The organism is Caballeronia sp. LZ035, assembly GCF_031451175.1.
Lineage (GTDB): Bacteria > Pseudomonadota > Gammaproteobacteria > Burkholderiales > Burkholderiaceae > Caballeronia.
Genome location: NZ_JARUXS010000001.1, coordinates 3,290,445 through 3,315,049, shown reverse-complemented (window position 1 = coordinate 3,315,049; position 24,605 = coordinate 3,290,445). Strand labels below are relative to the sequence as shown.

The 24,605-nt window shown below is 60.4% G+C and carries 21 protein-coding genes and 4 tRNA genes; all 25 read left to right on the top strand.

The features are described from left to right. Window positions 1–191: 191 nt before the first annotated feature. The 25 genes from QCE88_RS15575 (at window position 192) to rplV (ending at window position 24,596) form a co-directional block, all read left to right on the top strand. Window positions 192–277: transfer RNA gene (locus QCE88_RS15575), tRNA-Tyr, on the top strand. 30 nt (window positions 278–307) lie between these two features. After that, window positions 308–381 (top strand) — tRNA-Gly (locus QCE88_RS15570). Between the two features lie 16 nt (window positions 382–397). Then, a tRNA-Thr gene (locus QCE88_RS15565) sits at window positions 398–472 on the top strand. A 62-nt stretch (window positions 473–534) separates the two neighbouring features. Further along, window positions 535–1,725: an elongation factor Tu gene (gene tuf, locus QCE88_RS15560; RefSeq protein WP_309903260.1), complete on the top strand. Its 1,191-nt coding sequence runs from the start codon at window positions 535–537 to the stop codon at window positions 1,723–1,725. A 66-nt stretch (window positions 1,726–1,791) separates the two neighbouring features. Next, window positions 1,792–1,867 (top strand) — tRNA-Trp (locus tag QCE88_RS15555). A gap of 36 nt (window positions 1,868–1,903) precedes the next feature. Beyond that, complete coding sequence (secE, locus tag QCE88_RS15550; protein ID WP_309833620.1) at window positions 1,904–2,284, top strand: preprotein translocase subunit SecE; 381 nt, start codon at window positions 1,904–1,906, stop codon at window positions 2,282–2,284. A 1-nt stretch (window position 2,285) separates the two neighbouring features. Continuing rightward, window positions 2,286–2,843: a transcription termination/antitermination protein NusG gene (gene nusG / locus QCE88_RS15545; protein WP_050454953.1), complete on the top strand. Its 558-nt coding sequence runs from the start codon at window positions 2,286–2,288 to the stop codon at window positions 2,841–2,843. A gap of 146 nt (window positions 2,844–2,989) precedes the next feature. After that, a complete protein-coding gene (rplK, locus tag QCE88_RS15540) occupies window positions 2,990–3,421 on the top strand; it encodes a 50S ribosomal protein L11 (RefSeq protein WP_061163555.1) in 432 nt (143 codons plus the stop codon). Then, window positions 3,422–4,120, top strand: a complete 699-nt coding sequence (gene rplA / locus QCE88_RS15535; RefSeq protein ID WP_309903270.1) for a 50S ribosomal protein L1 — start codon at window positions 3,422–3,424, stop codon at window positions 4,118–4,120. 304 nt (window positions 4,121–4,424) lie between these two features. Continuing rightward, a complete protein-coding gene (rplJ, locus tag QCE88_RS15530) occupies window positions 4,425–4,922 on the top strand; it encodes a 50S ribosomal protein L10 (protein WP_309833617.1) in 498 nt (165 codons plus the stop codon). 83 nt (window positions 4,923–5,005) lie between these two features. Beyond that, on the top strand, window positions 5,006–5,380 hold the full coding sequence (rplL, locus tag QCE88_RS15525) for a 50S ribosomal protein L7/L12 (RefSeq protein ID WP_309903268.1): 375 nt from the start codon (window positions 5,006–5,008) through the stop codon (window positions 5,378–5,380). A 367-nt stretch (window positions 5,381–5,747) separates the two neighbouring features. Further along, window positions 5,748–9,854 (top strand): DNA-directed RNA polymerase subunit beta, encoded by a 4,107-nt coding sequence (gene rpoB, locus QCE88_RS15520; RefSeq protein ID WP_309903266.1) that lies wholly within the window; start codon window positions 5,748–5,750, stop codon window positions 9,852–9,854. Between the two features lie 21 nt (window positions 9,855–9,875). Then, window positions 9,876–14,117, top strand: coding sequence for a DNA-directed RNA polymerase subunit beta' (gene rpoC / locus QCE88_RS15515; protein ID WP_309833614.1), 4,242 nt, complete (start codon window positions 9,876–9,878; stop codon window positions 14,115–14,117). A gap of 171 nt (window positions 14,118–14,288) precedes the next feature. Continuing rightward, window positions 14,289–16,136 (top strand): DNA helicase RecQ, encoded by a 1,848-nt coding sequence (gene recQ, locus QCE88_RS15510; protein WP_309903264.1) that lies wholly within the window; start codon window positions 14,289–14,291, stop codon window positions 16,134–16,136. Between the two features lie 218 nt (window positions 16,137–16,354). After that, a complete protein-coding gene (gene rpsL / locus QCE88_RS15505; protein WP_006053290.1) occupies window positions 16,355–16,735 on the top strand; it encodes a 30S ribosomal protein S12 in 381 nt (126 codons plus the stop codon). Between the two features lie 183 nt (window positions 16,736–16,918). Then, window positions 16,919–17,389, top strand: a complete 471-nt coding sequence (rpsG, locus tag QCE88_RS15500) for a 30S ribosomal protein S7 (RefSeq protein WP_006053291.1) — start codon at window positions 16,919–16,921, stop codon at window positions 17,387–17,389. 120 nt (window positions 17,390–17,509) lie between these two features. Then, window positions 17,510–19,612, top strand: a complete 2,103-nt coding sequence (gene fusA, locus QCE88_RS15495) for an elongation factor G (protein ID WP_309903262.1) — start codon at window positions 17,510–17,512, stop codon at window positions 19,610–19,612. Window positions 19,613–19,679: 67 nt separating this feature from the next. After that, entirely contained in the window at window positions 19,680–20,870 is a 1,191-nt protein-coding gene (gene tuf, locus QCE88_RS15490; protein ID WP_309903260.1) for an elongation factor Tu, read from the top strand. Window positions 20,871–21,011: 141 nt separating this feature from the next. Next, on the top strand, window positions 21,012–21,323 hold the full coding sequence (rpsJ, locus tag QCE88_RS15485) for a 30S ribosomal protein S10 (protein ID WP_006998489.1): 312 nt from the start codon (window positions 21,012–21,014) through the stop codon (window positions 21,321–21,323). Between the two features lie 224 nt (window positions 21,324–21,547). Next, window positions 21,548–22,207, top strand: coding sequence for a 50S ribosomal protein L3 (rplC, locus tag QCE88_RS15480; RefSeq protein ID WP_309903258.1), 660 nt, complete (start codon window positions 21,548–21,550; stop codon window positions 22,205–22,207). Further along, a complete protein-coding gene (gene rplD, locus QCE88_RS15475; RefSeq protein WP_309903256.1) occupies window positions 22,207–22,827 on the top strand; it encodes a 50S ribosomal protein L4 in 621 nt (206 codons plus the stop codon). The genes rplC and rplD overlap by 1 nt, the downstream gene beginning before the upstream one ends. Next, the gene (rplW, locus tag QCE88_RS15470) at window positions 22,824–23,138 is read left to right on the top strand and encodes a 50S ribosomal protein L23 (protein ID WP_035967599.1); all 315 of its coding nucleotides are present in this window, start codon (window positions 22,824–22,826) and stop codon (window positions 23,136–23,138) included. Before rplD ends, rplW begins: the two co-directional genes overlap by 4 nt. Window positions 23,139–23,140: 2 nt before the next feature. Continuing rightward, a complete protein-coding gene (rplB, locus tag QCE88_RS15465; RefSeq protein WP_309833604.1) occupies window positions 23,141–23,968 on the top strand; it encodes a 50S ribosomal protein L2 in 828 nt (275 codons plus the stop codon). A gap of 10 nt (window positions 23,969–23,978) precedes the next feature. After that, complete coding sequence (rpsS, locus tag QCE88_RS15460; RefSeq protein WP_035967602.1) at window positions 23,979–24,254, top strand: 30S ribosomal protein S19; 276 nt, start codon at window positions 23,979–23,981, stop codon at window positions 24,252–24,254. 12 nt (window positions 24,255–24,266) lie between these two features. After that, on the top strand, window positions 24,267–24,596 hold the full coding sequence (rplV, locus tag QCE88_RS15455) for a 50S ribosomal protein L22 (RefSeq protein WP_309833602.1): 330 nt from the start codon (window positions 24,267–24,269) through the stop codon (window positions 24,594–24,596). The last annotated feature ends 9 nt before the right edge of the window (window positions 24,597–24,605 follow it).

The following is a 24,605-nucleotide window of genomic DNA, read 5'->3' as shown; positions in this document are numbered from 1 at the left end:
CCGATGATAGTGCGGATTCCCGTGTGAAAGTAGGTAATCGTCAGGCTCCTCATGCCGCAAACAAAAACCCCACCCCGCAAAGGTGGGGTTTTTGCGTTTTGTCTCTCACTATTAGTGAGGGCGTCGTGCTCTGGGACGTAAGAAGCGCTTGACAACAGCGTGTTGTTACCCCATAATCGATAGTTCTCTGCGGAGGGGTGCCCGAGTGGCTAAAGGGGGCAGACTGTAAATCTGTTGGCTTACGCCTACGTTGGTTCGAATCCAACCTCCTCCACCAGAATTCGAGCGGTAAGGGAATCCAACCCTCGCGGGTGTAGCTCAATGGTAGAGCAGAAGCCTTCCAAGCTTATGACGAGGGTTCGATTCCCTTCACCCGCTCCAGTGTCGGTTTAGCAGTGCCCATGTGGCTCAGTGGTAGAGCACTCCCTTGGTAAGGGAGAGGTCGGCAGTTCGATCCTGCCCATGGGCACCAGCAGTATCTGTCCAGTAAGTTGCGCGCGGCGCAAGGTGCGAAAATCCTGTTAGGAGTCGAAAATGGCCAAAGGTAAATTCGAGCGGACCAAGCCGCACGTGAACGTGGGCACGATCGGTCACGTTGACCACGGCAAGACCACGCTGACGGCAGCGATCACGACGGTGCTGACGAAGAAGTTCGGCGGCGAAGCGAAGGCATACGACCAGATCGACGCGGCACCGGAAGAAAAGGCACGCGGCATCACGATCAACACCGCGCACGTCGAGTACGAAACGGCTAACCGCCACTACGCACACGTCGACTGCCCGGGCCACGCTGACTATGTGAAGAACATGATCACGGGCGCCGCACAGATGGACGGCGCGATCCTGGTGTGCTCGGCCGCTGACGGCCCGATGCCGCAAACGCGTGAGCACATCCTGCTGGCGCGTCAGGTCGGTGTGCCGTACATCATCGTGTTCCTGAACAAGTGCGACATGGTCGACGACGCCGAGCTGCTCGAGCTGGTCGAAATGGAAGTGCGCGAGCTTCTGTCGAAGTACGACTTCCCGGGCGACGACACGCCGATCGTGAAGGGTTCGGCCAAGCTGGCGCTGGAAGGCGACACGGGCGAGCTGGGCGAAGTGGCGATCATGAGCCTGGCCGACGCGCTGGACTCGTACATCCCGACGCCGGAACGCGCCATTGACGGTTCGTTCCTGATGCCGGTGGAAGACGTGTTCTCGATCTCGGGTCGCGGCACGGTGGTGACGGGTCGTATCGAGCGTGGCGTCGTGAAGGTCGGCGAAGAAATCGAAATCATCGGCATCAAGGCGACGGTGAAGACGACGTGCACGGGCGTGGAAATGTTCCGCAAGCTGCTCGACCAGGGTCAGGCAGGCGACAACGTTGGTATCCTGCTGCGCGGCACGAAGCGTGAAGACGTGGAGCGTGGCCAGGTTCTGGCCAAGCCGGGTTCGATCACGCCGCACACGCACTTCACGGCTGAAGTGTATGTGCTGAGCAAGGACGAAGGCGGCCGTCACACGCCGTTCTTCAACAACTACCGTCCGCAGTTCTACTTCCGTACGACGGACGTGACGGGCTCGATCGAGCTGCCGAAGGACAAGGAAATGGTGATGCCGGGCGACAACGTGTCGATCACGGTCAAGCTGATCGCCCCGATCGCCATGGAAGAAGGTCTGCGTTTCGCTATCCGTGAAGGCGGTCGCACCGTCGGCGCCGGTGTCGTGGCGAAGATTATCGAGTAAGAGCCAGAAATCTCTCGGTAATTTGTGGTTTCGGAGTCGTCGGCTTTCGGCGACTCCAAATGGTTTAGGGGTATAGCTCAACTGGCAGAGCGTCGGTCTCCAAAACCGAAGGTTGGGGGTTCGATTCCCTCTGCCCCTGCCAAATTCTTGCGCCTTGTGGCGCTGTGTTTAAGGTGTTATGGCGAATCCTTCCGTCGAAACTGTAAATACTTCCGGCGACAAGTTGATGTTGGTGGCTGGCGTATTGTTGGTCTTGGCCGGGTTCGTGGGTTTCTTCTGGCTTTCTAGCCAAGAATGGTACTTCCGCGGAGCGGCCCTTGCTGTCGGCGTCATCGCGGGTGTCGCGGTCGGTCTTTTCTCTGCGCCGGGAAAGGGGTTCATCGCTTTCGCCAAGGACTCGTACAAGGAAGTCCGCAAGGTCGTGTGGCCTACTCGCAAAGAGGCTACGCAAACAACCTTGGTGGTCTTCGCGTTTGTACTGATCATGGCCATATTCCTTTGGCTTAGCGACAAGTCAATCGAATGGGTGATTTTCTCGGCGATTCTGGGTTGGAAATGATATGAGCGATACTCCGACATCCCCGAGCGGAAAGCGTTGGTACGTGGTGCACGCCTACTCCGGTATGGAGAAGAGCGTGCAACGTGCGCTTCAGGAGCGCATCGATCGGGCAGGTATGCAGGACCAGTTCGGCCAGATTCTAGTGCCGACTGAGGAAGTGGTAGAAGTCAAGGGTGGCCACAAATCGGTCACCGAGCGTCGTTTCTTCCCGGGCTACGTCCTGGTTGAGATGGAAATGACGGACGAAACGTGGCATCTCGTCAAGAACACGGCGAAGGTCACCGGATTCGTTGGCGGAGCGCGCAATCGGCCCAGCCCGATCTCCCCGCGTGAAGTCGAAAAAATCATGTCGCAGATGCAGGAAGGTGTCGAGAAGCCGCGGCCGAAGACGCTCTTCGAAGTCGGCGAAATGGTTCGGGTGAAGGAAGGTCCGTTCACCGACTTCAACGGCAATGTCGAGGAAGTGAACTACGAAAAGTCCAAGGTGCGTGTCTCCGTGACCATTTTTGGACGATCAACGCCAGTCGAACTCGAGTTCGGTCAGGTCGAGAAGACTTGAATCTCATTCTCGCGCGTGACCTCGCGGTCATCGCGCGATTCGCGCTTACAGCCCGCGTCATGGCTGTTGAGGAGCGTCAGTAGGCGTCGAGTCGAACGCGCGCTATCACTCACCGAACGCTCACGCGTTCAGCAGAGGTTTTCAACATGGCAAAGAAAATCATCGGCTTTATCAAGCTGCAGATTCCTGCAGGTAAAGCCAACCCGTCGCCGCCGGTCGGTCCGGCACTGGGCCAGCGCGGCCTGAACATCATGGAGTTCTGCAAGGCGTTCAACGCGCAGACTCAAGGTATGGAGCCGGGTCTGCCGGTGCCGGTCGTCATCACGGCATTCGCGGACAAGAGCTTCACCTTCATCATGAAGACGCCGCCCGCTACCGTTCTGATCAAGAAGGCAGCAGCAGTGCAGAAGGGCTCGGCCAAGCCGCACACCGACAAGGTCGGTAACATCACCCGCGCTCAAGCGGAAGAAATCGCAAAGACGAAGATGCCGGATCTTACGGCAGCCGATCTGGATGCAGCCGTGCGCACGATCGCCGGCAGCGCGCGTTCGATGGGCATCACTGTGGAGGGCGTGTAAATGGCCAAGCTTTCTAAGCGCCTTCAGGCATTCGCAAGCAAGATCGATCGTCAGAAGCTGTACGCGATCGACGACGCACTGGCTCTCGTGAAGGAATGCGCGAGCGCGAAGTTCGACGAGTCGATCGACGTTGCCGTCCAACTCGGCATCGACGCGAAGAAGTCGGACCAAGTCGTTCGCGGCTCGGTGGTTCTGCCGGCCGGTACCGGCAAGTCGGTTCGCGTCGCTGTGTTCGCACAGGGCGAGAAGGCCGAGCAAGCTCGTGCTGCTGGCGCAGACATCGTCGGCATGGAAGACCTGGCCGAGCAAGTCAAGGCCGGTAATCTGAATTTCGACATCGTGATCGCTTCGCCGGACACGATGCGCGTCGTCGGTACGCTGGGTCAGATTCTCGGCCCGCGCGGCCTGATGCCGAACCCGAAGGTCGGCACGGTCACGCCGGACGTGGCGCAGGCCGTCAAGAACGCAAAGGCTGGTCAAGTCCAGTTCCGCGTTGACAAGGCCGGTATCATTCATGGCACGATCGGTCGCGCATCGTTCGAATCCGCATCGCTGCGTCAGAACCTCGCCGCGCTGATCGAAGCGCTGCAAAAGGCAAAGCCGGCAACGAGCAAGGGTGTCTACCTGCGCAAGATCGCCGTGTCGAGCACGATGGGTGTCGGCGTTCGCGTGGATCAAGGCACGCTGGCGCAACAGTAAGAATGTCGGGCGCGATCGGATGATCGCGCTGATAAAGGGCTTTGGGCGGTCGCAGGATTGCAGTTCCGAATCTTGCGACCGGTTGTCAAAGACCGTTGGCGGCGATGCAGCAGGCAGGCATCGCCTTAATTCGAACCAACGCAGATGGCGAACCCGAAACAGTTTTGCAGTGGTTGAAGTCGGTTGTCGATCGTCTAACAGGACGGTCACCGATCGATCGAGATACTCCTAACAGTCGGACGCCGTTTTGAACGTGGTGCACCAGGGTTTGTGGCCCGAATGCATCGAATCTGGAGGTTTAACCGTGCCACTGAACAAAGAAGATAAGCAGGCAGTCGTCGCTGAAGTCGCCGCGGAAGTCGCGAAGGCTCAGACGATGGTGCTCGCTGAGTATCGTGGGATCACGGTTGGCGATCTGACCAAGCTGCGCGCGAAAGCGCGTGAGCAACAGGTGTATCTCCGCGTGTTGAAGAACACGCTGGCGCGTCGCGCCGTCGAAGGTACCCCGTTCGCTCCGCTGGCTGAGCAGATGACCGGTCCTCTGATCTACGGCATCTCGGAAGATGCCATTGCCGCTGCCAAGGTCGTCAATGACTTCGGCAAGAGCAATGACAAGTTGATCATCAAGGCTGGTTCCTACGAAGGCAAAGTGATGGACAAGGCAGGCGTGCAAGCGCTGGCCAGCATCCCGAGCCGCGAAGAACTGCTCTCCAAGCTGCTGTTCGTCATGCAGGCGCCTGTTTCCGGCTTTGCGCGCGCTCTCGCCGCGCTGGCTGAAAAGAAGCAGAGCGAAGCTGCGTAACGATCACGCTTGGGCGCTAGTCGCTTAAGTTAGGCAAAGCTAGATCGCTAGCTCGATCCGAATTCAATCTAGGAGTATTTCACATGGCAATCGCAAAAGAAGACATCCTCGAAGCCGTTGGCTCGATGTCCGTTCTGGAACTGAACGAGCTGGTCAAGGCGTTCGAAGAGAAGTTTGGCGTGTCGGCAGCTGCTGTTGCAGTCGCTGGCCCGGCAGGTGCTGGCGGTGCTGCTGCTGTCGAAGAGCAAACCGAGTTCACCGTGAACCTGGTCGAAGTGGGCGCGAACAAGGTTTCCGTCATTAAGGCTGTTCGCGAACTGACGGGTCTCGGCCTGAAGGAAGCGAAGGATCTGGTCGACGGCGCACCGAAGCCTGTCAAGGAAGCAGTTCCGAAGGCTGCCGCTGAAGAAGCGAAGAAGAAGCTGGAAGAAGCTGGCGCAAAGGCTGAAATCAAGTAAGTTTCAGCGCGCTACGCGAAGGCTGGCGGTTTTTACCGCCGGCCTTTTTGTGCTTTGTGGGGGCGTAGTTTTCGTGCATGTCAGCAGGTACGAAAGTCCTCATAGAGGCCAAAGATGACAGTCGGATCAGTAGAGTTTTCCGGCAGTTTTCTTTGTCTTCTGAAGCGACTGCAGAAGGCAAGTTTGGTCGGGTAGCGGGAAACACAGGCATCCGCTGCCGTCAGCCAGCGGTTGGTAGCGGCCAACCACCAAGCTTCTAGATCCGCGCGTCCTCCCCGGACAGCTGCGCGGGTCTCAGTCGGTGAACACCGGGCGGTGACGCCGAGGTATCCCGCCTCGGCAACGCCCGCCGTGATTCGGAGATCGTATGCAATATTCCTTCACCGAGAAGAAGCGTATTCGCAAGAGTTTCGCGAAGCGCCCCATCGTTCACCAAGTTCCCTTCTTGCTGGCAACCCAGCTTGAATCATTCCAGACGTTTCTGCAAGCGGATACGTCCTCGTCGCAGCGCAAGGCAGAAGGCTTGCAGGCTGCGTTCAGCTCTGTCTTCCCGATCGTTTCGCACAACGGTTTCGCGCGGCTCGAGTTCGTCAGCTACATGCTGTCGCCGCCCGCCTTCAACATCAAGGAATGCCAGCAGCGTGGCCTGACGTACTGCTCGGCTCTGCGCGCAAAAGTGCGCCTGGTGCTGCTCGACAAGGAATCGCCGAGCAAGCCCGTCGTCAAGGAAGTGAAAGAGCAGGAAGTCTACATGGGCGAAATTCCGCTCATGACGCCGACCGGCTCGTTCGTCATCAACGGCACCGAGCGCGTGATCGTGTCGCAGCTCCACCGTTCGCCTGGCGTGTTCTTCGAGCACGACAAGGGCAAGACGCACAGCTCCGGCAAGCTGCTGTTCTCGGCGCGCATCATCCCTTACCGTGGCTCGTGGCTCGACTTCGAATTTGACCCGAAGGACGTGCTGTACTTCCGCGTCGACCGTCGTCGCAAGATGCCGGTCACCATCCTGCTGAAGGCCATCGGTCTTTCGCCGGAACAGATCCTCGCGAACTTCTTCGTCTTCGACAACTTCCAGTTGATGAGCGAAGGCGCGCAAATGGAGTTCGTGCCCGAGCGTCTGCGCGGTGAAGTCGCGCGCTTCGACATCCAGGATCGCGAAGGCAACGTCATCGTCACGAAGGACAAGCGGATCAACGCGAAGCACATTCGCGACCTCGAAAACGCCAAGACGAAGTTCATCTCGGTGCCCGAGGACTATCTGCTCGGCCGCGTGCTGGCGAAGAACGTGATCGATCCGGAAACGGGCGAAGTGATCGCGAACGCCAACGAGGAAATCACCGAAACGGTCCTCGAAAAGCTGCGCGAAGCGAAGGTCAAGGACATCCAGACGCTCTACACGAACGACCTGGACCAGGGCCCGTACATCTCGTCGACGCTGCGTATCGACGAAACCGCGGACCGCATGGCCGCGCGCATCGCGATCTACCGCATGATGCGTCCGGGCGAGCCGCCGACCGAAGAAGCAGTCGAGGCGCTGTTCAACCGCCTGTTCTACAGCGAAGACGCCTACGACCTGTCGAAGGTCGGCCGCATGAAGTTCAACCGCCGCGTGGGCCGCGATGAAATCATCGGACCGATGACGCTGCAGGACGACGACATCCTCGCGACCATCAAGATCCTCGTCGAGCTGCGCAACGGCAAAGGCGAAGTGGACGATATCGACCACTTGGGCAATCGTCGCGTGCGTTGCGTCGGCGAACTCGCGGAGAACCAGTTCCGCGCGGGTCTCGTGCGTGTCGAGCGCGCCGTGAAGGAACGTCTCGGCCAGGCAGAAAGCGAAAACCTGATGCCGCACGACCTGATCAACTCGAAGCCGATTTCGTCGGCCATTCGCGAGTTCTTCGGTTCGTCGCAGTTGTCGCAGTTCATGGACCAGACCAACCCGCTGTCGGAAATCACGCACAAGCGCCGTGTTTCCGCACTGGGCCCGGGCGGTCTGACGCGTGAACGCGCAGGCTTCGAAGTCCGCGACGTGCATCCGACCCACTATGGCCGCGTGTGCCCGATTGAAACGCCGGAAGGTCCGAACATCGGCCTGATCAACTCGCTCGCGCTGTACGCGCACCTGAACGAATACGGCTTCCTCGAAACGCCGTATCGCAAGGTCACGGACAGCAAGGTGACGGATCAGATCGACTACCTGTCGGCGATCGAAGAAGGCCGTTACGTGATCGCTCAGGCGAACGCGGCGGTAGCCGAAGACGGCACGCTGACCGACGAACTCGTGTCGTCGCGTGAAGCCGGCGAAACGCTGATGGTCACGCCGGACCGCATCCAGTACATGGACGTGGCGCCGTCGCAGATCGTGTCGGTGGCGGCATCGCTGATTCCGTTCCTCGAGCACGACGACGCGAACCGCGCATTGATGGGTTCGAACATGCAGCGTCAGGCCGTGCCTTGCCTGCGTCCGGAAAAGCCGGTCGTCGGTACGGGCATCGAGCGCACGGTGGCGGTCGACTCGGGTACGACGGTTCAGGCACTGCGTGGCGGTGTGGTGGATTACGTCGACGCAGGCCGTATCGTGATCCGCGTGAACGACGATGAAGCCGTCGCCGGCGACGTCGGCGTGGACATCTACAACCTGATCAAGTACACGCGTTCGAACCAGAACACGAACATCAACCAGCGTCCGATCGCGAAGGTCGGCGACAAGGTTGCACGCGGCGACGTGCTGGCCGACGGCGCCTCGACCGATCTGGGCGAGCTCGCGCTCGGCCAGAACATGCTGGTCGCGTTCATGCCGTGGAACGGCTACAACTTCGAAGACTCGATCCTGATCTCGGAAAAGGTCGTGGCGGATGACCGTTACACGTCGATCCACATCGAAGAACTGAACGTCGTGGCTCGCGACACGAAGCTCGGACCGGAAGAAATCACGCGCGACATCTCGAACCTGGCCGAAGTGCAACTTGGCCGTCTCGACGAGTCGGGCATCGTGTACATCGGCGCGGAAGTCGAAGCAGGCGACGTGCTGGTCGGCAAGGTCACGCCGAAGGGCGAAACCCAGCTGACGCCGGAAGAAAAGCTGCTGCGCGCCATCTTCGGCGAGAAGGCCTCGGACGTGAAGGACACGTCGCTGCGCGTGCCGTCGGGCATGAGCGGCACCGTGATCGACGTGCAGGTGTTCACGCGCGAAGGCATCACGCGTGACAAGCGCGCGCAACAGATCATCGACGATGAACTGAAGCGTTATCGCCTCGACTTGAACGACCAGCTGCGCATCGTGGAAGGCGACGCGTTCTCGCGTCTCGCCCGCATGCTGAACGGCAAGGTCGCGAACGGCGGTCCGAAGAAGCTCGCGAAGGGCACGAAGATCGACCTCGCGTACCTCGAAGATCTCGACCACTACCATTGGTTCGACATCCGCCTGGCGGACGAAGAAGCAGCGGCACAGCTGGAAGCAATCAAGGACTCGATCGAGCAGAAGCGTCACCAGTTCGACCTCGCGTTCGAAGAGAAGCGCAAGAAGCTCACGCAAGGCGACGAACTGCCGCCGGGCGTGCTGAAGATGGTCAAGGTCTATCTCGCCGTGAAGCGTCGCCTGCAGCCTGGCGACAAGATGGCGGGTCGTCACGGCAACAAGGGTGTCGTGTCGAAGATCGTGCCGATCGAAGACATGCCCTACATGGCCGATGGCCGTCCGGCAGATGTGGTGCTGAATCCGCTCGGCGTGCCGTCGCGGATGAACGTGGGTCAGATTCTCGAAGTGCATCTGGGCTGGGCCGCGAAGGGTCTTGGCTGGCGTATCGGCGAAATGCTGCAGCGTCAGTCGAAGATCGAGGAAATGCGCGCGTTCCTGACGAAGATCTACAACGAGTCGGGCCGTCAGGAAGAGCTGGAAAACTTCTCCGACGACGAGATCCTCGAACTGGCAAAGAACCTGCGCGAAGGCGTGCCGTTCGCGACGCCGGTGTTCGACGGCGCAACGGAAGACGAAATGTCGCGCGCGCTGGATCTGGCTTACCCGGACGACATCGCCAAGAACCTCGGCATGACGCCTTCGAAGAACCAGGTCACGCTGTACGACGGCCGCACGGGCGAGGCATTCGAGCGCACGGTCACGGTGGGTTACATGCACTACCTGAAGCTGCACCACTTGGTCGACGACAAGATGCACGCGCGTTCGACCGGTCCGTACTCGCTCGTCACGCAGCAGCCGCTGGGTGGTAAGGCGCAGTTCGGTGGCCAGCGCTTCGGTGAAATGGAAGTGTGGGCACTCGAAGCGTATGGCGCGTCGTATGTGCTGCAGGAAATGCTGACGGTCAAGTCGGACGATGTGAACGGCCGGACCAAGGTTTATGAGAACCTCGTCAAGGGCGATCACGTGATCGACGCGGGCATGCCGGAATCCTTCAACGTGCTGGTGAAGGAAATCCGCTCGCTCGGCATCGACATCGATCTCGACCGCAACTAATCGGACTACGGAGAGAAAGCAATGAAAGCTCTGCTCGATCTATTCAAGCAAGTCCAACAAGAAGAAGTTTTTGATGCGATCAAGATCGGCCTCGCGTCGCCCGACAAGATCCGCTCCTGGTCGTTCGGCGAAGTGAAGAAGCCGGAGACCATCAACTACCGCACCTTCAAGCCGGAGCGGGATGGCCTGTTCTGCGCGAAGATCTTCGGTCCGATCAAGGACTACGAGTGCCTGTGCGGCAAGTACAAGCGCCTCAAGCATCGCGGCGTGATCTGCGAGAAGTGCGGCGTCGAAGTGACGCTGGCGAAGGTGCGTCGTGAACGGATGGGCCACATCGAACTGGCCTCGCCGGTCGCGCACATCTGGTTCCTGAAGTCGCTGCCGTCGCGTCTGGGCATGGTGCTCGACATGACGCTGCGCGACATCGAGCGCGTGCTGTACTTCGAAGCGTATGTGGTGATCGATCCGGGCATGACGCCGCTGAAAGCGCGGCAGATCATGACGGAAGAGGATTACTACAACAAGGTCGAGGAATACGGCGACGAATTCCGTGCTGAAATGGGCGCGGAAGGCGTGCGCGAGCTGCTGCGCGCGATCAACATCGACGAACAGGTCGAGATGCTGCGCACGGAACTGAAGAACACCGGTTCCGAAGCGAAGATCAAGAAGTACGCGAAGCGCCTCAAGGTGCTCGAGGCTTTCCAGCGTTCGGGCATCAAGCCGGACTGGATGGTGCTCGAAGTGCTGCCGGTGCTGCCGCCGGAACTGCGTCCGCTCGTGCCGCTGGACGGCGGCCGTTTCGCGACGTCGGACCTGAACGACCTGTATCGCCGCGTGATCAACCGTAACAACCGGTTGAAGCGTCTGCTCGAGCTGAAGGCGCCTGAAATCATCGTCCGCAACGAAAAGCGGATGCTGCAGGAAGCCGTTGACTCGCTGCTCGACAACGGCCGTCGCGGCAAGGCGATGACCGGCGCGAACAAGCGTCCGCTGAAGTCGCTCGCCGACATGATCAAGGGTAAGGGCGGTCGTTTCCGTCAAAACCTGTTGGGTAAGCGCGTCGACTACTCGGGCCGTTCGGTGATCGTGGTCGGCCCGACGCTCAAGCTGCATCAGTGCGGTCTGCCGAAGCTGATGGCGCTCGAACTGTTCAAGCCGTTCATCTTCAACAAGCTGGAAGTGATGGGCGTTGCCACGACCATCAAGGCTGCGAAGAAGGAAGTCGAGAACCAGACGCCGGTGGTGTGGGACATTCTCGAAGAAGTCATTCGCGAACATCCGGTCATGCTGAACCGCGCGCCTACGCTTCACCGTCTCGGCATTCAGGCGTTCGAGCCGGTGCTGATCGAAGGCAAGGCCATTCAGCTTCACCCGCTCGTCTGCGCGGCGTTCAACGCCGACTTCGACGGTGACCAGATGGCCGTTCACGTGCCGCTGTCGCTGGAAGCGCAGATGGAAGCGCGCACGCTGATGCTGGCGTCGAACAACGTCCTGTTCCCGGCCAATGGCGATCCGTCGATCGTGCCGTCGCAGGATATCGTGCTCGGCCTGTACTACGCGTCGCGTGAAGCGATCAACGGCAAGGGCGAAGGCCTGACATTCACGGACGTGTCGGAAGCCATCCGCGCGTACGAGAACAAGGAAGTCGAGCTGGCTTCGCGCGTCAACGTGCGTATCACCGAAATGGTGGCGAACGAAGACACGAGCGAAGGCGCGCCGGCGTTCGTGCCGAAGGTCTCGCTGTATGCGACCACGGTCGGACGTTCGATCCTGTCGGAAATCCTGCCGCCGGGCCTGCCGTTCACGGTGCTGAACAAGCCGCTGAAGAAGAAGCAGATCTCGCAGCTGATCAACACGGCGTTCCGCAAGTGCGGTCTGCGCGAAACGGTGATCTTCGCCGACCAGCTGATGCAGATGGGCTTCCGCCTGGCCACGCGCGCCGGTATTTCGATCTGCGTGGACGACATGCTCGTGCCGCCGCAGAAAGAGACCATCGTCGGCGACGCCGCGAAGAAGGTGAAGGAATACGACCGTCAGTACATGTCGGGTCTCGTCACCGCGCAGGAACGCTACAACAACGTGGTCGACATCTGGTCGAACACGTCGGAAGCGGTCGGCAAGGCGATGATGGAGCAGCTCTCGACGGAACCGGTGGTCGATCGCGACGGCAAGGACACGCGTCAGGAATCGTTCAACTCGATCTACATGATGGCCGACTCGGGCGCGCGCGGTTCCGCGACGCAGATTCGTCAGCTGGCCGGTATGCGCGGCCTGATGGCGAAGCCGGACGGCTCCATTATCGAGACGCCGATTACCGCGAACTTCCGCGAAGGCCTGAACGTGTTGCAGTACTTCATCTCGACCCACGGTGCACGTAAGGGTCTGGCTGATACGGCACTGAAGACGGCGAACTCGGGTTACCTGACACGTCGTCTGGTCGACGTGACGCAGGATCTGGTAGTGGTCGAAGAAGATTGCGGCACCTCGAACGGCGTGGCCATGAAGGCGCTGGTCGAAGGCGGTGAAGTCGTCGAAGCGCTGCGTGACCGGATTCTCGGTCGCGTCGCGGTGGCGGACGTCGTCAATCCGGAAACGCAAGAGACGCTGTACGCCTCGGGCGATCTGCTCGACGAAGATGCAGTGGAAGAAATCGAGCGCCTGGGTATCGACGAAGTGCGCGTGCGCACGCCGCTGACCTGCGAAACGCGCTATGGCCTGTGCGCTTCGTGCTACGGCCGCGACCTCGGCCGCGGTTCGCGTGTGAACGTGGGTGAAGCTGTCGGCGTGATCGCCGCGCAGTCGATCGGCGAGCCGGGCACGCAGCTGACCATGCGGACGTTCCACATCGGTGGTGCGGCATCGCGTGCGGCGGTGGCTTCGACGGTGGAAGCGAAGTCGAACGGTACGGTGCGCTTCACGGCCACCATGCGTTACGTCACCAACGCGAAGGGCGAGCAGGTCGTCATCTCGCGTTCGGGCGAGGCGATCATCGCTGACGATTTCGGCCGTGAGCGTGAGCGTCACAAGGTGCCGTACGGCGCGACGCTGCTGCAACTCGACGGCGCGCAGATCAAGGCCGGTGCGCAACTCGCGCAATGGGACCCGCTGACGCGTCCGATCATCACCGAGTGGGGCGGTACGGTGAAGTTCGAGAACGTCGAGGAAGGCGTGACCGTGGCGAAGCAGATCGACGACGTGACCGGTCTTTCGACCCTGGTCGTGATCGACGTGAAGCGTCGCGGTTCGCAGGCTTCGAAGAGCGTGCGTCCGCAGGTGAAGCTGCTCGACGCGAACGGCGAGGAAGTGAAGATCCCGAACACCGAGCATTCGGTGCAGATCGGCTTCCAGGTCGGCGCACTGATCACCGTGAAGGATGGTCAGCAAGTGCAGGTCGGTGAAGTGCTGGCGCGTATCCCGGTTGAAGCGCAGAAGACGCGTGACATTACCGGTGGTCTGCCGCGTGTGGCCGAACTGTTCGAAGCGCGCTCGCCGAAGGACGCCGGCATTCTGGCGGAAGTCACGGGCACGACGTCGTTCGGCAAGGACACGAAGGGCAAGCAGCGTCTCGTCATCACGGACCTCGAGGGCAATCAGCACGAGTTCCTGATCGCGAAGGAAAAGCAGGTGCTGGTGCACGATGGTCAGGTCGTCAACAAGGGCGAAATGATCGTTGACGGCCCTGCGGATCCGCACGACATCCTGCGTCTGCAGGGTATCGAGGCGCTGTCGCGCTACATCGTGGACGAAGTGCAGGACGTGTACCGTCTGCAGGGCGTGAAGATCAACGACAAGCACATTGAAGTGATCGTGCGTCAGATGCTGCGTCGTGTGCAGATCGTCGACAACGGCGATACGCGCTTCATCCCGGGCGAGCAGGTCGAGCGTTCGGACATGCTGGACGAGAACGACAGCATGGTCGCCGACGACAAGCGCCCGGCTTCGTACGACAACGTGCTGCTGGGTATCACGAAGGCTTCTCTGTCGACCGATTCGTTCATCTCGGCGGCGTCGTTCCAGGAAACGACCCGCGTGCTGACCGAAGCGGCGATCATGGGCAAGCGTGATGATCTGCGTGGCCTGAAGGAAAACGTGATCGTCGGCCGTCTGATTCCGGCGGGTACGGGTCTCGCGTTCCACAAGGCGCGCCGTGCGAAGGAGTCGTCGGATCGCGAGCGTTTCGACCAGATCGCAGCCGAAGAGTCGTTCGACTTCGGCACGCCGGAAACCCCGGCGGCGGAACAGCAGCCGCATACCAACGAGTAAGTCTCTCGCTCGTTGTCACATCAAACCGCCCGGTTTTTACCGGGCGGTTTTTTTTCGCCCTGCGGTTCCTGCTGCCCTCGTCCATTCGGCCAACAATGCTCGACCGGACTCGAAGCACATCAATGCGTTGGTAGAATTCGTTATCTCTGTTTCGCCGTGCGCGCTTTCTCCATGTCCCGGTCGCTCGAAATACTCAACGAAATCTTCGGCTATCCCGCTTTTCGCGGACAACAGGCGGATATCGTCGAGCATGTTGCGAACGGCGGCGACTCGCTCGTGCTGATGCCCACGGGCGGCGGCAAATCGCTCTGTTATCAGATTCCGTCACTGGTGCGGCGTGAGGCGGGCTTCGGCGCGGGCATCGTGGTGTCGCCGCTGATCGCGCTGATGCAGGACCAGGTGGCCGCGCTGACCGAGGTCGGCGTGCGTGCCGCGTATCTGAATTCCACGCTGTCGGGCGCCGAGGCGGCGGCCACGGAGCGCGCGCTGCGCAACGGCGAGATCGACCTGCTCTATGTCGCGCCAGAACGGCTGATGACGCCGCGCTTTCTCGATCTGCTCGACAGCGCGCCAGTCGGCCTGTTCGCCATCGACGAAGCGCACTGCGTGTCGCAGTGGGGGCACGATTTCCGGCCGGAGTACATCCAGCTATCCGTTCTGCACGAGCGCTTCCCGAATGTGCCGCGCATCGCGCTCACAGCAACGGCGGACGCCATTACGCGCGACGAAATCGTGCACCGTCTCGCGTTGGATGAAGCGCGCATCTTCGTTTCGAGCTTCGATCGGCCGAACATTCGCTACCGGATCGTCGAGAAGGACAATGCCCGTTCACAGTTGCTGGATTTCATCCGCGCCGAACACACGAACAAGGACGGCACCACGGATGCGGGCGTCATTTATTGCCTGTCGCGCCGCAAGGTGGAAGAGACGGCGGAATGGCTGAAGGGGCAGGGCCTTCACGCGTTGCCGTATCACGCGGGCATGGAGTTCGAGAAGCGCCAGCGCCATCAGGAAATGTTCCAGCGCGAGGACGGCGTCGTCATGTGCGCGACGATCGCTTTCGGCATGGGCATCGACAAACCGGACGTGCGCTTCGTGGCGCACCTGGATTTGCCGAAGAGCGTCGAAGGCTACTATCAGGAGACCGGACGGGCCGGCCGCGACGGCATGCCCGCGAATGCGTGGATGGCCTACGGTCTCGGCGACGTCGTGCAGCAACGCAAGATGATCGACGAGTCGGAGGCGGACGACGCGCACAAGCGCGTGCAGACCGGCAAGCTCGATGCGTTGCTGGGCCTCTGTGAAGTCGCGTCCTGCCGGCGCGTGCGGCTGCTGGCGTATTTCGGTGAACACAGTACGCCGTGTGGCAATTGCGATACCTGTCTCGAGCCGCCCGCGTCCTTCGACGCCACTCGCGAGGCGCAGATGGCGCTGTCGTGCGTGTATCGTGCACAGAAGGCGAGCGGCTTTCATTTCGGTGCGGGACATCTAATCGACATTCTGCGGGGCGTGCGCAGCGAAAAGGTGCTGCAGCGGGGGCACGAGAAGCTCTCAACCTTTGGCCTGGGCGAGGCCCTTGCAGAAGCCGAATGGCGTGCGGTGTTCCGCCAACTGGTGGCGTTCGGCTATCTGGCCGTGGACCACGACGGCTTCGGCGCGCTCGTGCTGACCGATGCCAGCAAGCCCGTACTCAAGGGCGAGGAGAGTGTCACGCTGCGCAAGTACGTGAAGCCTGCGCGCAGCCGTCAAGGCTCTGCGCGGACCGGTGAACGCGCCGATCCCACTGCCGGCATGTCTGCGCGGGAGAAGACGCGTTGGGAACGCCTGCGGGCCTGGCGGTCCGACACGGCCAAAAGCGACGGCGTGCCGGCCTATGTCATCTTCCATGACGCGACGCTGGCGGAAATCGCTCGCAGCGACCCCGATACGATCGACGATCTTCGGCATATTCCCGGCATTGGCGTTCGCAAGCTGGAACGCTTTGGTGACGAGTTGCTCGATGTAGTCGGCTCCGCCTGAGTCACGTTCTCTGAAAACCCTCTGATTTCGGCGCAACGTATTGACCCGATTGGGATTTTCAGAATATCATGCTTGGTTCTCGTTTTTGGAATTCCTCCGTACCGCTTGCTTAGCGGGCGCTGGGAGTGAAAACCATCGGCGAGAGCACAAAACGCGCAATTTTGTTCGCTTTGCCCGACTGGAATTGCGCTGATTCTGTTCATTTTTAGGATTAAACAATGCCAACCATCAATCAACTGGTTCGCAAAGGCCGCACGTCGGAAACGACGAAGAGCAAGTCGCCGGCCCTGCAGGACTGCCCGCAACGTCGTGGCGTGTGCACTCGCGTGTACACCACGACCCCGAAGAAGCCGAACTCGGCACTTCGTAAAGTTGCCAAGGTTCGTCTGACGAACGGTTTCGAAGTCATCTCGTACATCGGCGGTGAAGGCCACAACCTGCAAGAGCACTCGGTCGTGCTGATTCGCGGCGGCCGTGTGAAGGACTTGCCGGGTGTGCGTTACCACATGGTCCGCGGCTCGCTGGATACCCAGGGCGTCAAGGATCGTAAGCAAGCTCGCTCGAAGTACGGCGCGAAGCGTGCCAAGGCCGGCAAGTAAGTCGCTGGTCTGCTGCAGGACAATCAGGTCGCCGCAAGGCGGTTAAGGCGGTAGTGCCGGACATGCCGGTGCTGTCGAGTAAGTGGTCACCCGGCCAAGCTGGTTTAGTCGAAGAGATGGATCGGGTTTGTTGGTGGCCGCGGAGCGGAAAACTGCTCCAACTGAAAAAGTAAAGGAAGAATCATGCCGCGTCGTCGCGAAGTCCCCAAGCGGGAAGTGTTGCCGGATCCGAAGTTCGGTAACGTAGATGTAGCCAAGTTCATGAACGTGCTGATGCTCTCCGGCAAGAAGTCGGTTGCCGAGCGTATCGTGTACGGCGCTTTTGAACAGATCCAGACCAAGGGTGGCAAGGACCCGCTGGAAGTGTTCACGGTTGCGCTCAACAACGTGAAGCCGGTGGTCGAAGTGAAGAGCCGTCGCGTTGGTGGTGCCAACTACCAGGTTCCGGTCGAAGTGCGTCCCTCGCGTCGTATGGCATTGGCGATGCGTTGGTTGCGTGAAGCCGCGAAGAAGCGCAGCGAAAAGTCGATGGCCCTGCGTCTTGCAGGCGAACTCTCGGAAGCGGCTGAAGGCCGTGGCGGCGCAATGAAGAAGCGCGACGAAGTTCACCGCATGGCAGAGGCCAACAAGGCATTCTCGCACTTCCGTTTCTAAGCTCCCGCTCCAGGGCATAACGGAAAATCAGGGCGGGTGCGCTACTCCAGGCGCCTCGCCCGTTTGTCTTAGGACGCGGTCGGCAATTGGCCGTCGCGTCGACCCGAAAAAGGATCCAAAGTGGCTCGCAAGACACCTATCGAGCGCTACCGCAATATCGGTATTAGCGCTCACATCGACGCCGGCAAAACGACGACGACCGAGCGCATCCTGTTTTACACGGGCGTGAACCACAAGATTGGTGAAGTTCACGACGGCGCCGCAACGATGGACTGGATGGAGCAGGAGCAGGAGCGCGGCATCACGATCACGTCGGCTGCCACCACCGCCTTCTGGAAGGGCATGGGCGGCAACTATCCCGAGCACCGCATCAACATCATCGACACCCCGGGGCACGTCGACTTCACGATCGAAGTGGAGCGCTCGATGCGCGTCCTCGACGGCGCGTGCATGGTCTACTGCGCAGTGGGCGGCGTGCAGCCGCAGTCGGAAACCGTGTGGCGTCAGGCGAACAAGTACAAGGTTCCCCGTCTCGCATTCGTCAACAAGATGGACCGCACCGGCGCGAACTTCTTCAAGGTCTATGACCAGCTGAAGACGCGTTTGAAGGCGAATCCGGTTCCCGTCGTCGTGCCGATCGGCGCGGAAGACACGTTCACCGGCGTGGTCGACCTGATCAAGATGAAGGCGATCATTTGGGATGAAGCGTCCCAAGGCACGAAGTTCGACTACGTCGACATTCCGGCTGAACTCGTCGACACGTGCAACGAGTGGCGCGAGAAGATGATCGAATCGGCGGCGGAAGCCACCGAAGAGCTGATGGAAAAGTATCTCGGCGGCGAAGAGCTGAGCGAAGCGGAAATCGTCAAGGCGATCCGCGACCGGACCATCGCGTGCGAAATCCAGCCGATGCTGTGCGGCACCGCGTTCAAGAACAAGGGCGTGCAGCGCATGCTGGACGCCGTGATCGACTTCCTGCCGTCGCCGGTTGACATTCCGCCGGTTACAGGCGAACTCGAAAGCGGCGAGAAGGCACAGCGCCGTGCAGCGGACGACGAGAAGTTCTCGGCGCTCGCGTTCAAGATCATGACGGACCCGTTCGTCGGCCAGCTGATCTTCTTCCGCGTGTATTCGGGCATCGTGAACTCGGGTGACACCGTGCTGAACGCGACCAAGGACAAGAAGGAACGCCTTGGCCGTATTCTGCAGATGCACGCGAACCAGCGCGAAGAAATCAAGGAAGTGCGCGCGGGCGACATCGCGGCGGCAGTGGGCCTGAAGGAAGCGACCACGGGCGACACGCTGTGCGATCCGCAGCACCCGATCGTGCTCGAGCGCATGATTTTCCCGGAGCCGGTGATTTCCCAGGCCGTCGAGCCGAAGACGAAGCCCGACCAGGAAAAAATGGGTCTGGCGCTGAACCGTCTGGCACAGGAAGATCCGTCGTTCCGCGTTCAAACGGACGAGGAATCGGGCCAAACCATTATTTCCGGCATGGGCGAGCTCCACCTGGAAATTCTGGTCGACCGTATGCGTCGCGAATTCGGCGTGGAAGCGACCGTCGGCAAGCCGCAGGTGGCTTACCGCGAAACGATCCGCAGCAAGGCCGAAGACGTCGACGGCAAGTTCGTCAAGCAGTCGGGTGGTCGCGGCCAGTACGGTCACGCGGTCATCACGCTCGAGCCGAACGAGCAGGGCAAGGGCTACGAGTTCCTGGACGAGATCAAGGGCGGCGTGATTCCGCGCGAATACATCCCGGCCGTGGACAAGGGTATCCAGGAAACGCTGAAGTCGGGCGTGCTGGCTGGCTTCCCGGTCGTGGACGTGAAGGTGCACCTGACGTTCGGTTCGTACCACGACGTGGACTCGAACGAAAACGCATTCCGCATGGCCGGCTCGATGGCCTTCAAGGAAGCAATGCGCAAGGCAAGCCCGGTCATCCTTGAACCGATGATGGCCGTTGAAGTCGAAACGCCGGAAGACTACATGGGCAACGTGATGGGCGACCTGTCGGGCCGTCGCGGTATCGTCCAGGGCATGGAAGACATGATTGGCGGCGGCAAGATCGTTCGCGCCGAAGTGCCGCTGTCGGAAATGTTCGGCTACTCGACGTCGCTGCGCTCGCTGACGCAAGGCCGCGCAACGTACACGATGGAGTTCAAGCATTACGCCGAAGCTCCGCGCAACGTCTCCGAAGCGATCATCAACGCCAAGGGTAAGTAATACCCGCAAGTCATTCGGCGCAAGCCACAAGCTTCAACCGACAAACAATCTCTGAAAGAAGGTAATCATGGCAAAAGGTAAATTCGAGCGGACCAAGCCGCACGTGAACGTGGGCACGATCGGTCACGTTGACCACGGCAAGACCACGCTGACGGCAGCGATCACGACGGTGCTGACGAAGAAGTTCGGCGGCGAAGCGAAGGCATACGACCAGATCGACGCGGCACCGGAAGAAAAGGCACGCGGCATCACGATCAACACCGCGCACGTCGAGTACGAAACGGCTAACCGCCACTACGCACACGTCGACTGCCCGGGCCACGCTGACTATGTGAAGAACATGATCACGGGCGCCGCACAGATGGACGGCGCGATCCTGGTGTGCTCGGCCGCTGACGGCCCGATGCCGCAAACGCGTGAGCACATCCTGCTGGCGCGTCAGGTCGGTGTGCCGTACATCATCGTGTTCCTGAACAAGTGCGACATGGTCGACGACGCCGAGCTGCTCGAGCTGGTCGAAATGGAAGTGCGCGAGCTTCTGTCGAAGTACGACTTCCCGGGCGACGACACGCCGATCGTGAAGGGTTCGGCCAAGCTGGCGCTGGAAGGCGACACGGGCGAGCTGGGCGAAGTGGCGATCATGAGCCTGGCCGACGCGCTGGACTCGTACATCCCGACGCCGGAACGCGCCATTGACGGTTCGTTCCTGATGCCGGTGGAAGACGTGTTCTCGATCTCGGGTCGCGGCACGGTGGTGACGGGTCGTATCGAGCGTGGCGTCGTGAAGGTCGGCGAAGAAATCGAAATCATCGGCATCAAGGCGACGGTGAAGACGACGTGCACGGGCGTGGAAATGTTCCGCAAGCTGCTCGACCAGGGTCAGGCAGGCGACAACGTTGGTATCCTGCTGCGCGGCACGAAGCGTGAAGACGTGGAGCGTGGCCAGGTTCTGGCCAAGCCGGGTTCGATCACGCCGCACACGCACTTCACGGCTGAAGTGTATGTGCTGAGCAAGGACGAAGGCGGCCGTCACACGCCGTTCTTCAACAACTACCGTCCGCAGTTCTACTTCCGTACGACGGACGTGACGGGCTCGATCGAGCTGCCGAAGGACAAGGAAATGGTGATGCCGGGCGACAACGTGTCGATCACGGTCAAGCTGATCGCCCCGATCGCCATGGAAGAAGGTCTGCGTTTCGCTATCCGTGAAGGCGGTCGTACCGTCGGCGCCGGTGTCGTGGCGAAGATTATCGAGTAATATATCGGGCTTGCTCGATTTGAACTCGTAGTAAAGCAGTAACAGACCGGGACCGGATGCGCGTCCTCCACGTGTGTCCGGTTCCACGCTCTTTTGCCAATCGGCGGTGCAAGACCGCCTCGCTCTTTCCAAGGAATTGTCATGCAGAACCAAAAAATCCGGATTCGTCTGAAGGCTTTCGACTATCGCCTGATCGATCAATCGGCAGCCGAAATCGTCGATACGGCGAAGCGGACTGGCGCAATCGTCCGTGGCCCGGTGCCGCTGCCGACGCGCATTCAGCGTTTTGACATCCTGCGTTCGCCGCACGTCAACAAGACGTCGCGCGACCAGCTCGAAATTCGTACGCACCAGCGCCTGATGGACATCGTCGATCCGACGGACAAGACCGTTGACGCGCTGATGAAGCTCGACCTGCCCGCTGGCGTCGACGTCGAAATCAAGCTGCAGTAAGTCTCAAAAAGCTCCGGCGGCACGTTGTCATCTGACAAAGGCAGCCGACACGGAGCGCTAAGTCTTTGAATTGCTTGCGGGAATCGAAATGCCTTGTTATACTCCAAGGCTTTTCGCGCCTATCCGCACGAAAAATGCGTTTGAAAAGCCGCTCCAGTCTTCCGTGACGCAGGCGGCACTTGTAAATCAGCCCCGACCAATCGCAGTTGGGAATGGAGAAAACGATGAGCCTTGGACTCGTAGGTCGCAAGGTTGGTATGACCCGTATCTTCACGCCTGAAGGGGACTCGATCCCCGTCACCGTGCTGGACGTGTCGGACAACCGCGTGACGCAGATCAAGACCGTTGAAACGGATGGTTATACCGCCGTTCAGGTTGCATTCGGTACTCGCCGCGCATCGCGCGTGACGAAGCCGTTGGCGGGTCACCTCGCCAAAGCCGGCGTTCAAGCCGGTGAAATCCTCAAGGAATTCCCCGTCGATGCAGCCAAGGCAGGTGAACTGTCGAATGGCGCCGTCATCGCAGCGGATATCTTCGAAGTGGGCCAGAAGGTTGATGTGCAAGGCACGTCGATCGGTAAGGGCTACGCCGGCACGATCAAGCGCTACAACTTCGCATCGGGCCGTGCATCGCACGGTAACTCGCGTTCGCACAACGTTCCGGGTTCGATCGGTATGGCGCAGGATCCGGGTCGTGTGTTCCCGGGCAAGCGCATGACGGGTCACCTCGGTGACGACACCGTCACGGTTCAAAACCTCGAAATCGCCCGCATCGACGCCGAGCGCAGCCTGCTGCTCGTCCGCGGCGCTGTTCCGGGTGCGAAGGGCGGCAAGGTCTTCGTGACCCCGGCCGTCAAGACGCGCGCTGTGAAAGGAGCGAAATAATGGAACTTAAGCTCCTGAATGCCAATGGTCAGGAAGGCGCTGGCGTGAACGCATCGGACGTCGTGTTCGGTCGCGATTACAACGAAGCCCTGATTCACCAGGTCGTCGTCGCCTATCAGGCGAACGCACGCAGCGGCAACCGCGCGCAGAAGGACCGCGAGCAGGTCAAGCACACCACGAAGAAGCCGTGGCGTCAGAAGGGTACGGGCCGCGCTCGTGCCGGTATGTCGTCGAGCCCGTTGTGGCGCGGCGGTGGCCGTATCTTCCCGAACTCGCCGGAAGAGAACTTCTCGCACAAGGTCAACAAGAAGATGCATCGCGCAGGTCTGCGCTCGATCTTCTCGCAGTTGGCTCGCGAAGGCCGTATCTCGGTGGTTGAAGAGCTCACGCTCGAAGCGCCGAAGACCAAGCTGCTGGCCGAAAAATTCAAGGCCATGGGTCTCGATTCCGTGTTGGTCATCACCGATACGGTCGACGAGAACCTGTACCTCGCGTCGCGCAACCTGGCCCACGTGGCCGTTGTCGAGCCGCGTTACGCCGACCCGCTCTCGCTGATCTACTTCAAGAAGATCCTGATCACGAAGGCTGCGGTCGCTCAGATCGAGGAGTTGCTGTCATGAGCGAAGTTCGCAAAAACGATCATCGTTTGATGCAAGTTCTGCTCGCGCCGGTGATCTCCGAAAAGGCGACGCTGGTTGCCGACAAGAACGAACAAGTCGTGTTCGAAGTCGCACCGGACGCCACGAAGCAGGAAGTCAAGGCTGCTGTCGAGCTGCTGTTCAAGGTCGAAGTCAATTCCGTCAATGTGCTCGTCACGAAAGGCAAGGCAAAGCGCTTTGGCCGTTTCAACGGCAAGCGCAAGGACGTGAAGAAGGCGTACGTCTGCCTGAAGCCCGGCCAGGAAATCAACTTTGAAGCGGAGGCCAAGTAATCATGGCAATCGTGAAAGTTAAGCCGACCTCGCCGGGTCGCCGCGCGATGGTCAAGATCGTCAACAAGGATCTGCATAAGGGCAAGCCGCACGCAGCGCTGCTCGACTCGCAATCCAAGTCGGCGGGCCGTAACAACAACGGCCGTATCACCACGCGTCACCAGGGCGGTGGTCACAAGCAGCAATACCGTATCGTCGATTTCCGTCGCAACAAGGACGGCATCGCGGCAAAGGTCGAGCGTCTCGAGTACGACCCGAACCGTAGCGCAAACATCGCGCTGGTTCTGTACGCAGACGGCGAGCGTCGCTACATCATCGCGCCGAAGGGCGTGGCGGTCGGCACGCAACTCATGTCCGGTTCGGAAGCGCCGATCCGCGCGGGTAACACCCTGCCGATCCGCAACATCCCGGTCGGTACGACGATTCACTGCATCGAAATGCTGCCGGGCAAGGGCGCGCAGATGGCGCGTTCGGCTGGTACGTCGGCCATGCTGCTGGCTCGTGAAGGCGTGTACGCACAAGTGCGTCTGCGCTCGGGCGAAATCCGCCGCGTGCACGTCGAGTGCCGCGCGACGATCGGTGAAGTGGGCAACGAAGAGCATAGCCTCCGTCAAATCGGCAAGGCAGGCGCGAACCGCTGGCGCGGTATCCGTCCGACGGTGCGCGGCGTTGCAATGAACCCGGTCGATCACCCGCACGGCGGTGGTGAAGGCAAGACGGCTGCAGGTCGCGATCCGGTGAGCCCGTGGGGTACGCCGACGAAGGGCTATCGCACCCGTAGCAACAAGCGCACGACGACGATGATCGTCCAGCGCCGTCACAAGCGTTAAGGAGTAGGCAATGACACGTTCTGCTAAAAAAGGTCCGTTCTGCGACGCTCATTTGCTGAAGAAGGTTGAGTCGGCTGCATCGACGCGTGACAAGAAGCCGATCAAGACCTGGTCGCGTCGTTCGACGATTCTGCCGGACTTCATCGGTCTGACGATCGCTGTTCACAACGGCCGTCAACACGTTCCGGTGTATGTCACGGAAAACATGGTCGGCCACAAGCTTGGCGAGTTCGCACTGACCCGTACGTTCAAGGGTCACGCAGCCGACAAGAAGGCCAAGAAATAAGGGGCTATCAAGATGGAAGTGAAGGCAATTCATCGCGGTGCCCGCATCTCGGCGCAGAAAACGCGCCTTGTGGCTGACCAGATCCGTGGTCTGCCGGTCGACAAGGCGCTGAACGTTCTGACGTTCTCGCCGAAGAAGGCGGCGGGTATCGTCAAGAAGGTCGTGCTGTCTGCGATCGCGAATGCGGAACACAACGAAGGCGCTGATATCGACGAGCTCAAGATCACGAGCATCTTCGTCGACAAGGCTGCTTCGCTAAAGCGTTTCACCGCACGCGCTAAGGGTCGCGGTAACCGCATCGAGAAGCAATCCTGTCACATCACTGTGACGGTCGGGAATTAAGGAGCCATA

Bases quoted from the DNA above. Each gene is read 5' to 3' on its own strand.
- tuf (WP_309903260.1), top strand. From the start codon at position 535: ATGGCCAAAGGTAAATTCGAGCGGACCAAGCCGCACGTGAACGTGGGC.
- secE (WP_309833620.1), top strand. From the start codon at position 1,904: ATGGCGAATCCTTCCGTCGAAACTGTAAATACTTCCGGCGACAAGTTG.
- nusG (WP_050454953.1), top strand. From the start codon at position 2,286: ATGAGCGATACTCCGACATCCCCGAGCGGAAAGCGTTGGTACGTGGTG.
- rplK (WP_061163555.1), top strand. From the start codon at position 2,990: ATGGCAAAGAAAATCATCGGCTTTATCAAGCTGCAGATTCCTGCAGGT.
- rplA (WP_309903270.1), top strand. From the start codon at position 3,422: ATGGCCAAGCTTTCTAAGCGCCTTCAGGCATTCGCAAGCAAGATCGAT.
- rplL (WP_309903268.1), top strand. From the start codon at position 5,006: ATGGCAATCGCAAAAGAAGACATCCTCGAAGCCGTTGGCTCGATGTCC.
- rpoB (WP_309903266.1), top strand. From the start codon at position 5,748: ATGCAATATTCCTTCACCGAGAAGAAGCGTATTCGCAAGAGTTTCGCG.
- rpoC (WP_309833614.1), top strand. From the start codon at position 9,876: ATGAAAGCTCTGCTCGATCTATTCAAGCAAGTCCAACAAGAAGAAGTT.
- recQ (WP_309903264.1), top strand. From the start codon at position 14,289: ATGTCCCGGTCGCTCGAAATACTCAACGAAATCTTCGGCTATCCCGCT.
- rpsL (WP_006053290.1), top strand. From the start codon at position 16,355: ATGCCAACCATCAATCAACTGGTTCGCAAAGGCCGCACGTCGGAAACG.
- rpsG (WP_006053291.1), top strand. From the start codon at position 16,919: ATGCCGCGTCGTCGCGAAGTCCCCAAGCGGGAAGTGTTGCCGGATCCG.
- tuf (WP_309903260.1), top strand. From the start codon at position 19,680: ATGGCAAAAGGTAAATTCGAGCGGACCAAGCCGCACGTGAACGTGGGC.
- rpsJ (WP_006998489.1), top strand. From the start codon at position 21,012: ATGCAGAACCAAAAAATCCGGATTCGTCTGAAGGCTTTCGACTATCGC.
- rplC (WP_309903258.1), top strand. From the start codon at position 21,548: ATGAGCCTTGGACTCGTAGGTCGCAAGGTTGGTATGACCCGTATCTTC.
- rplD (WP_309903256.1), top strand. From the start codon at position 22,207: ATGGAACTTAAGCTCCTGAATGCCAATGGTCAGGAAGGCGCTGGCGTG.
- rplW (WP_035967599.1), top strand. From the start codon at position 22,824: ATGAGCGAAGTTCGCAAAAACGATCATCGTTTGATGCAAGTTCTGCTC.
- rplB (WP_309833604.1), top strand. From the start codon at position 23,141: ATGGCAATCGTGAAAGTTAAGCCGACCTCGCCGGGTCGCCGCGCGATG.
- rpsS (WP_035967602.1), top strand. From the start codon at position 23,979: ATGACACGTTCTGCTAAAAAAGGTCCGTTCTGCGACGCTCATTTGCTG.
- rplV (WP_309833602.1), top strand. From the start codon at position 24,267: ATGGAAGTGAAGGCAATTCATCGCGGTGCCCGCATCTCGGCGCAGAAA.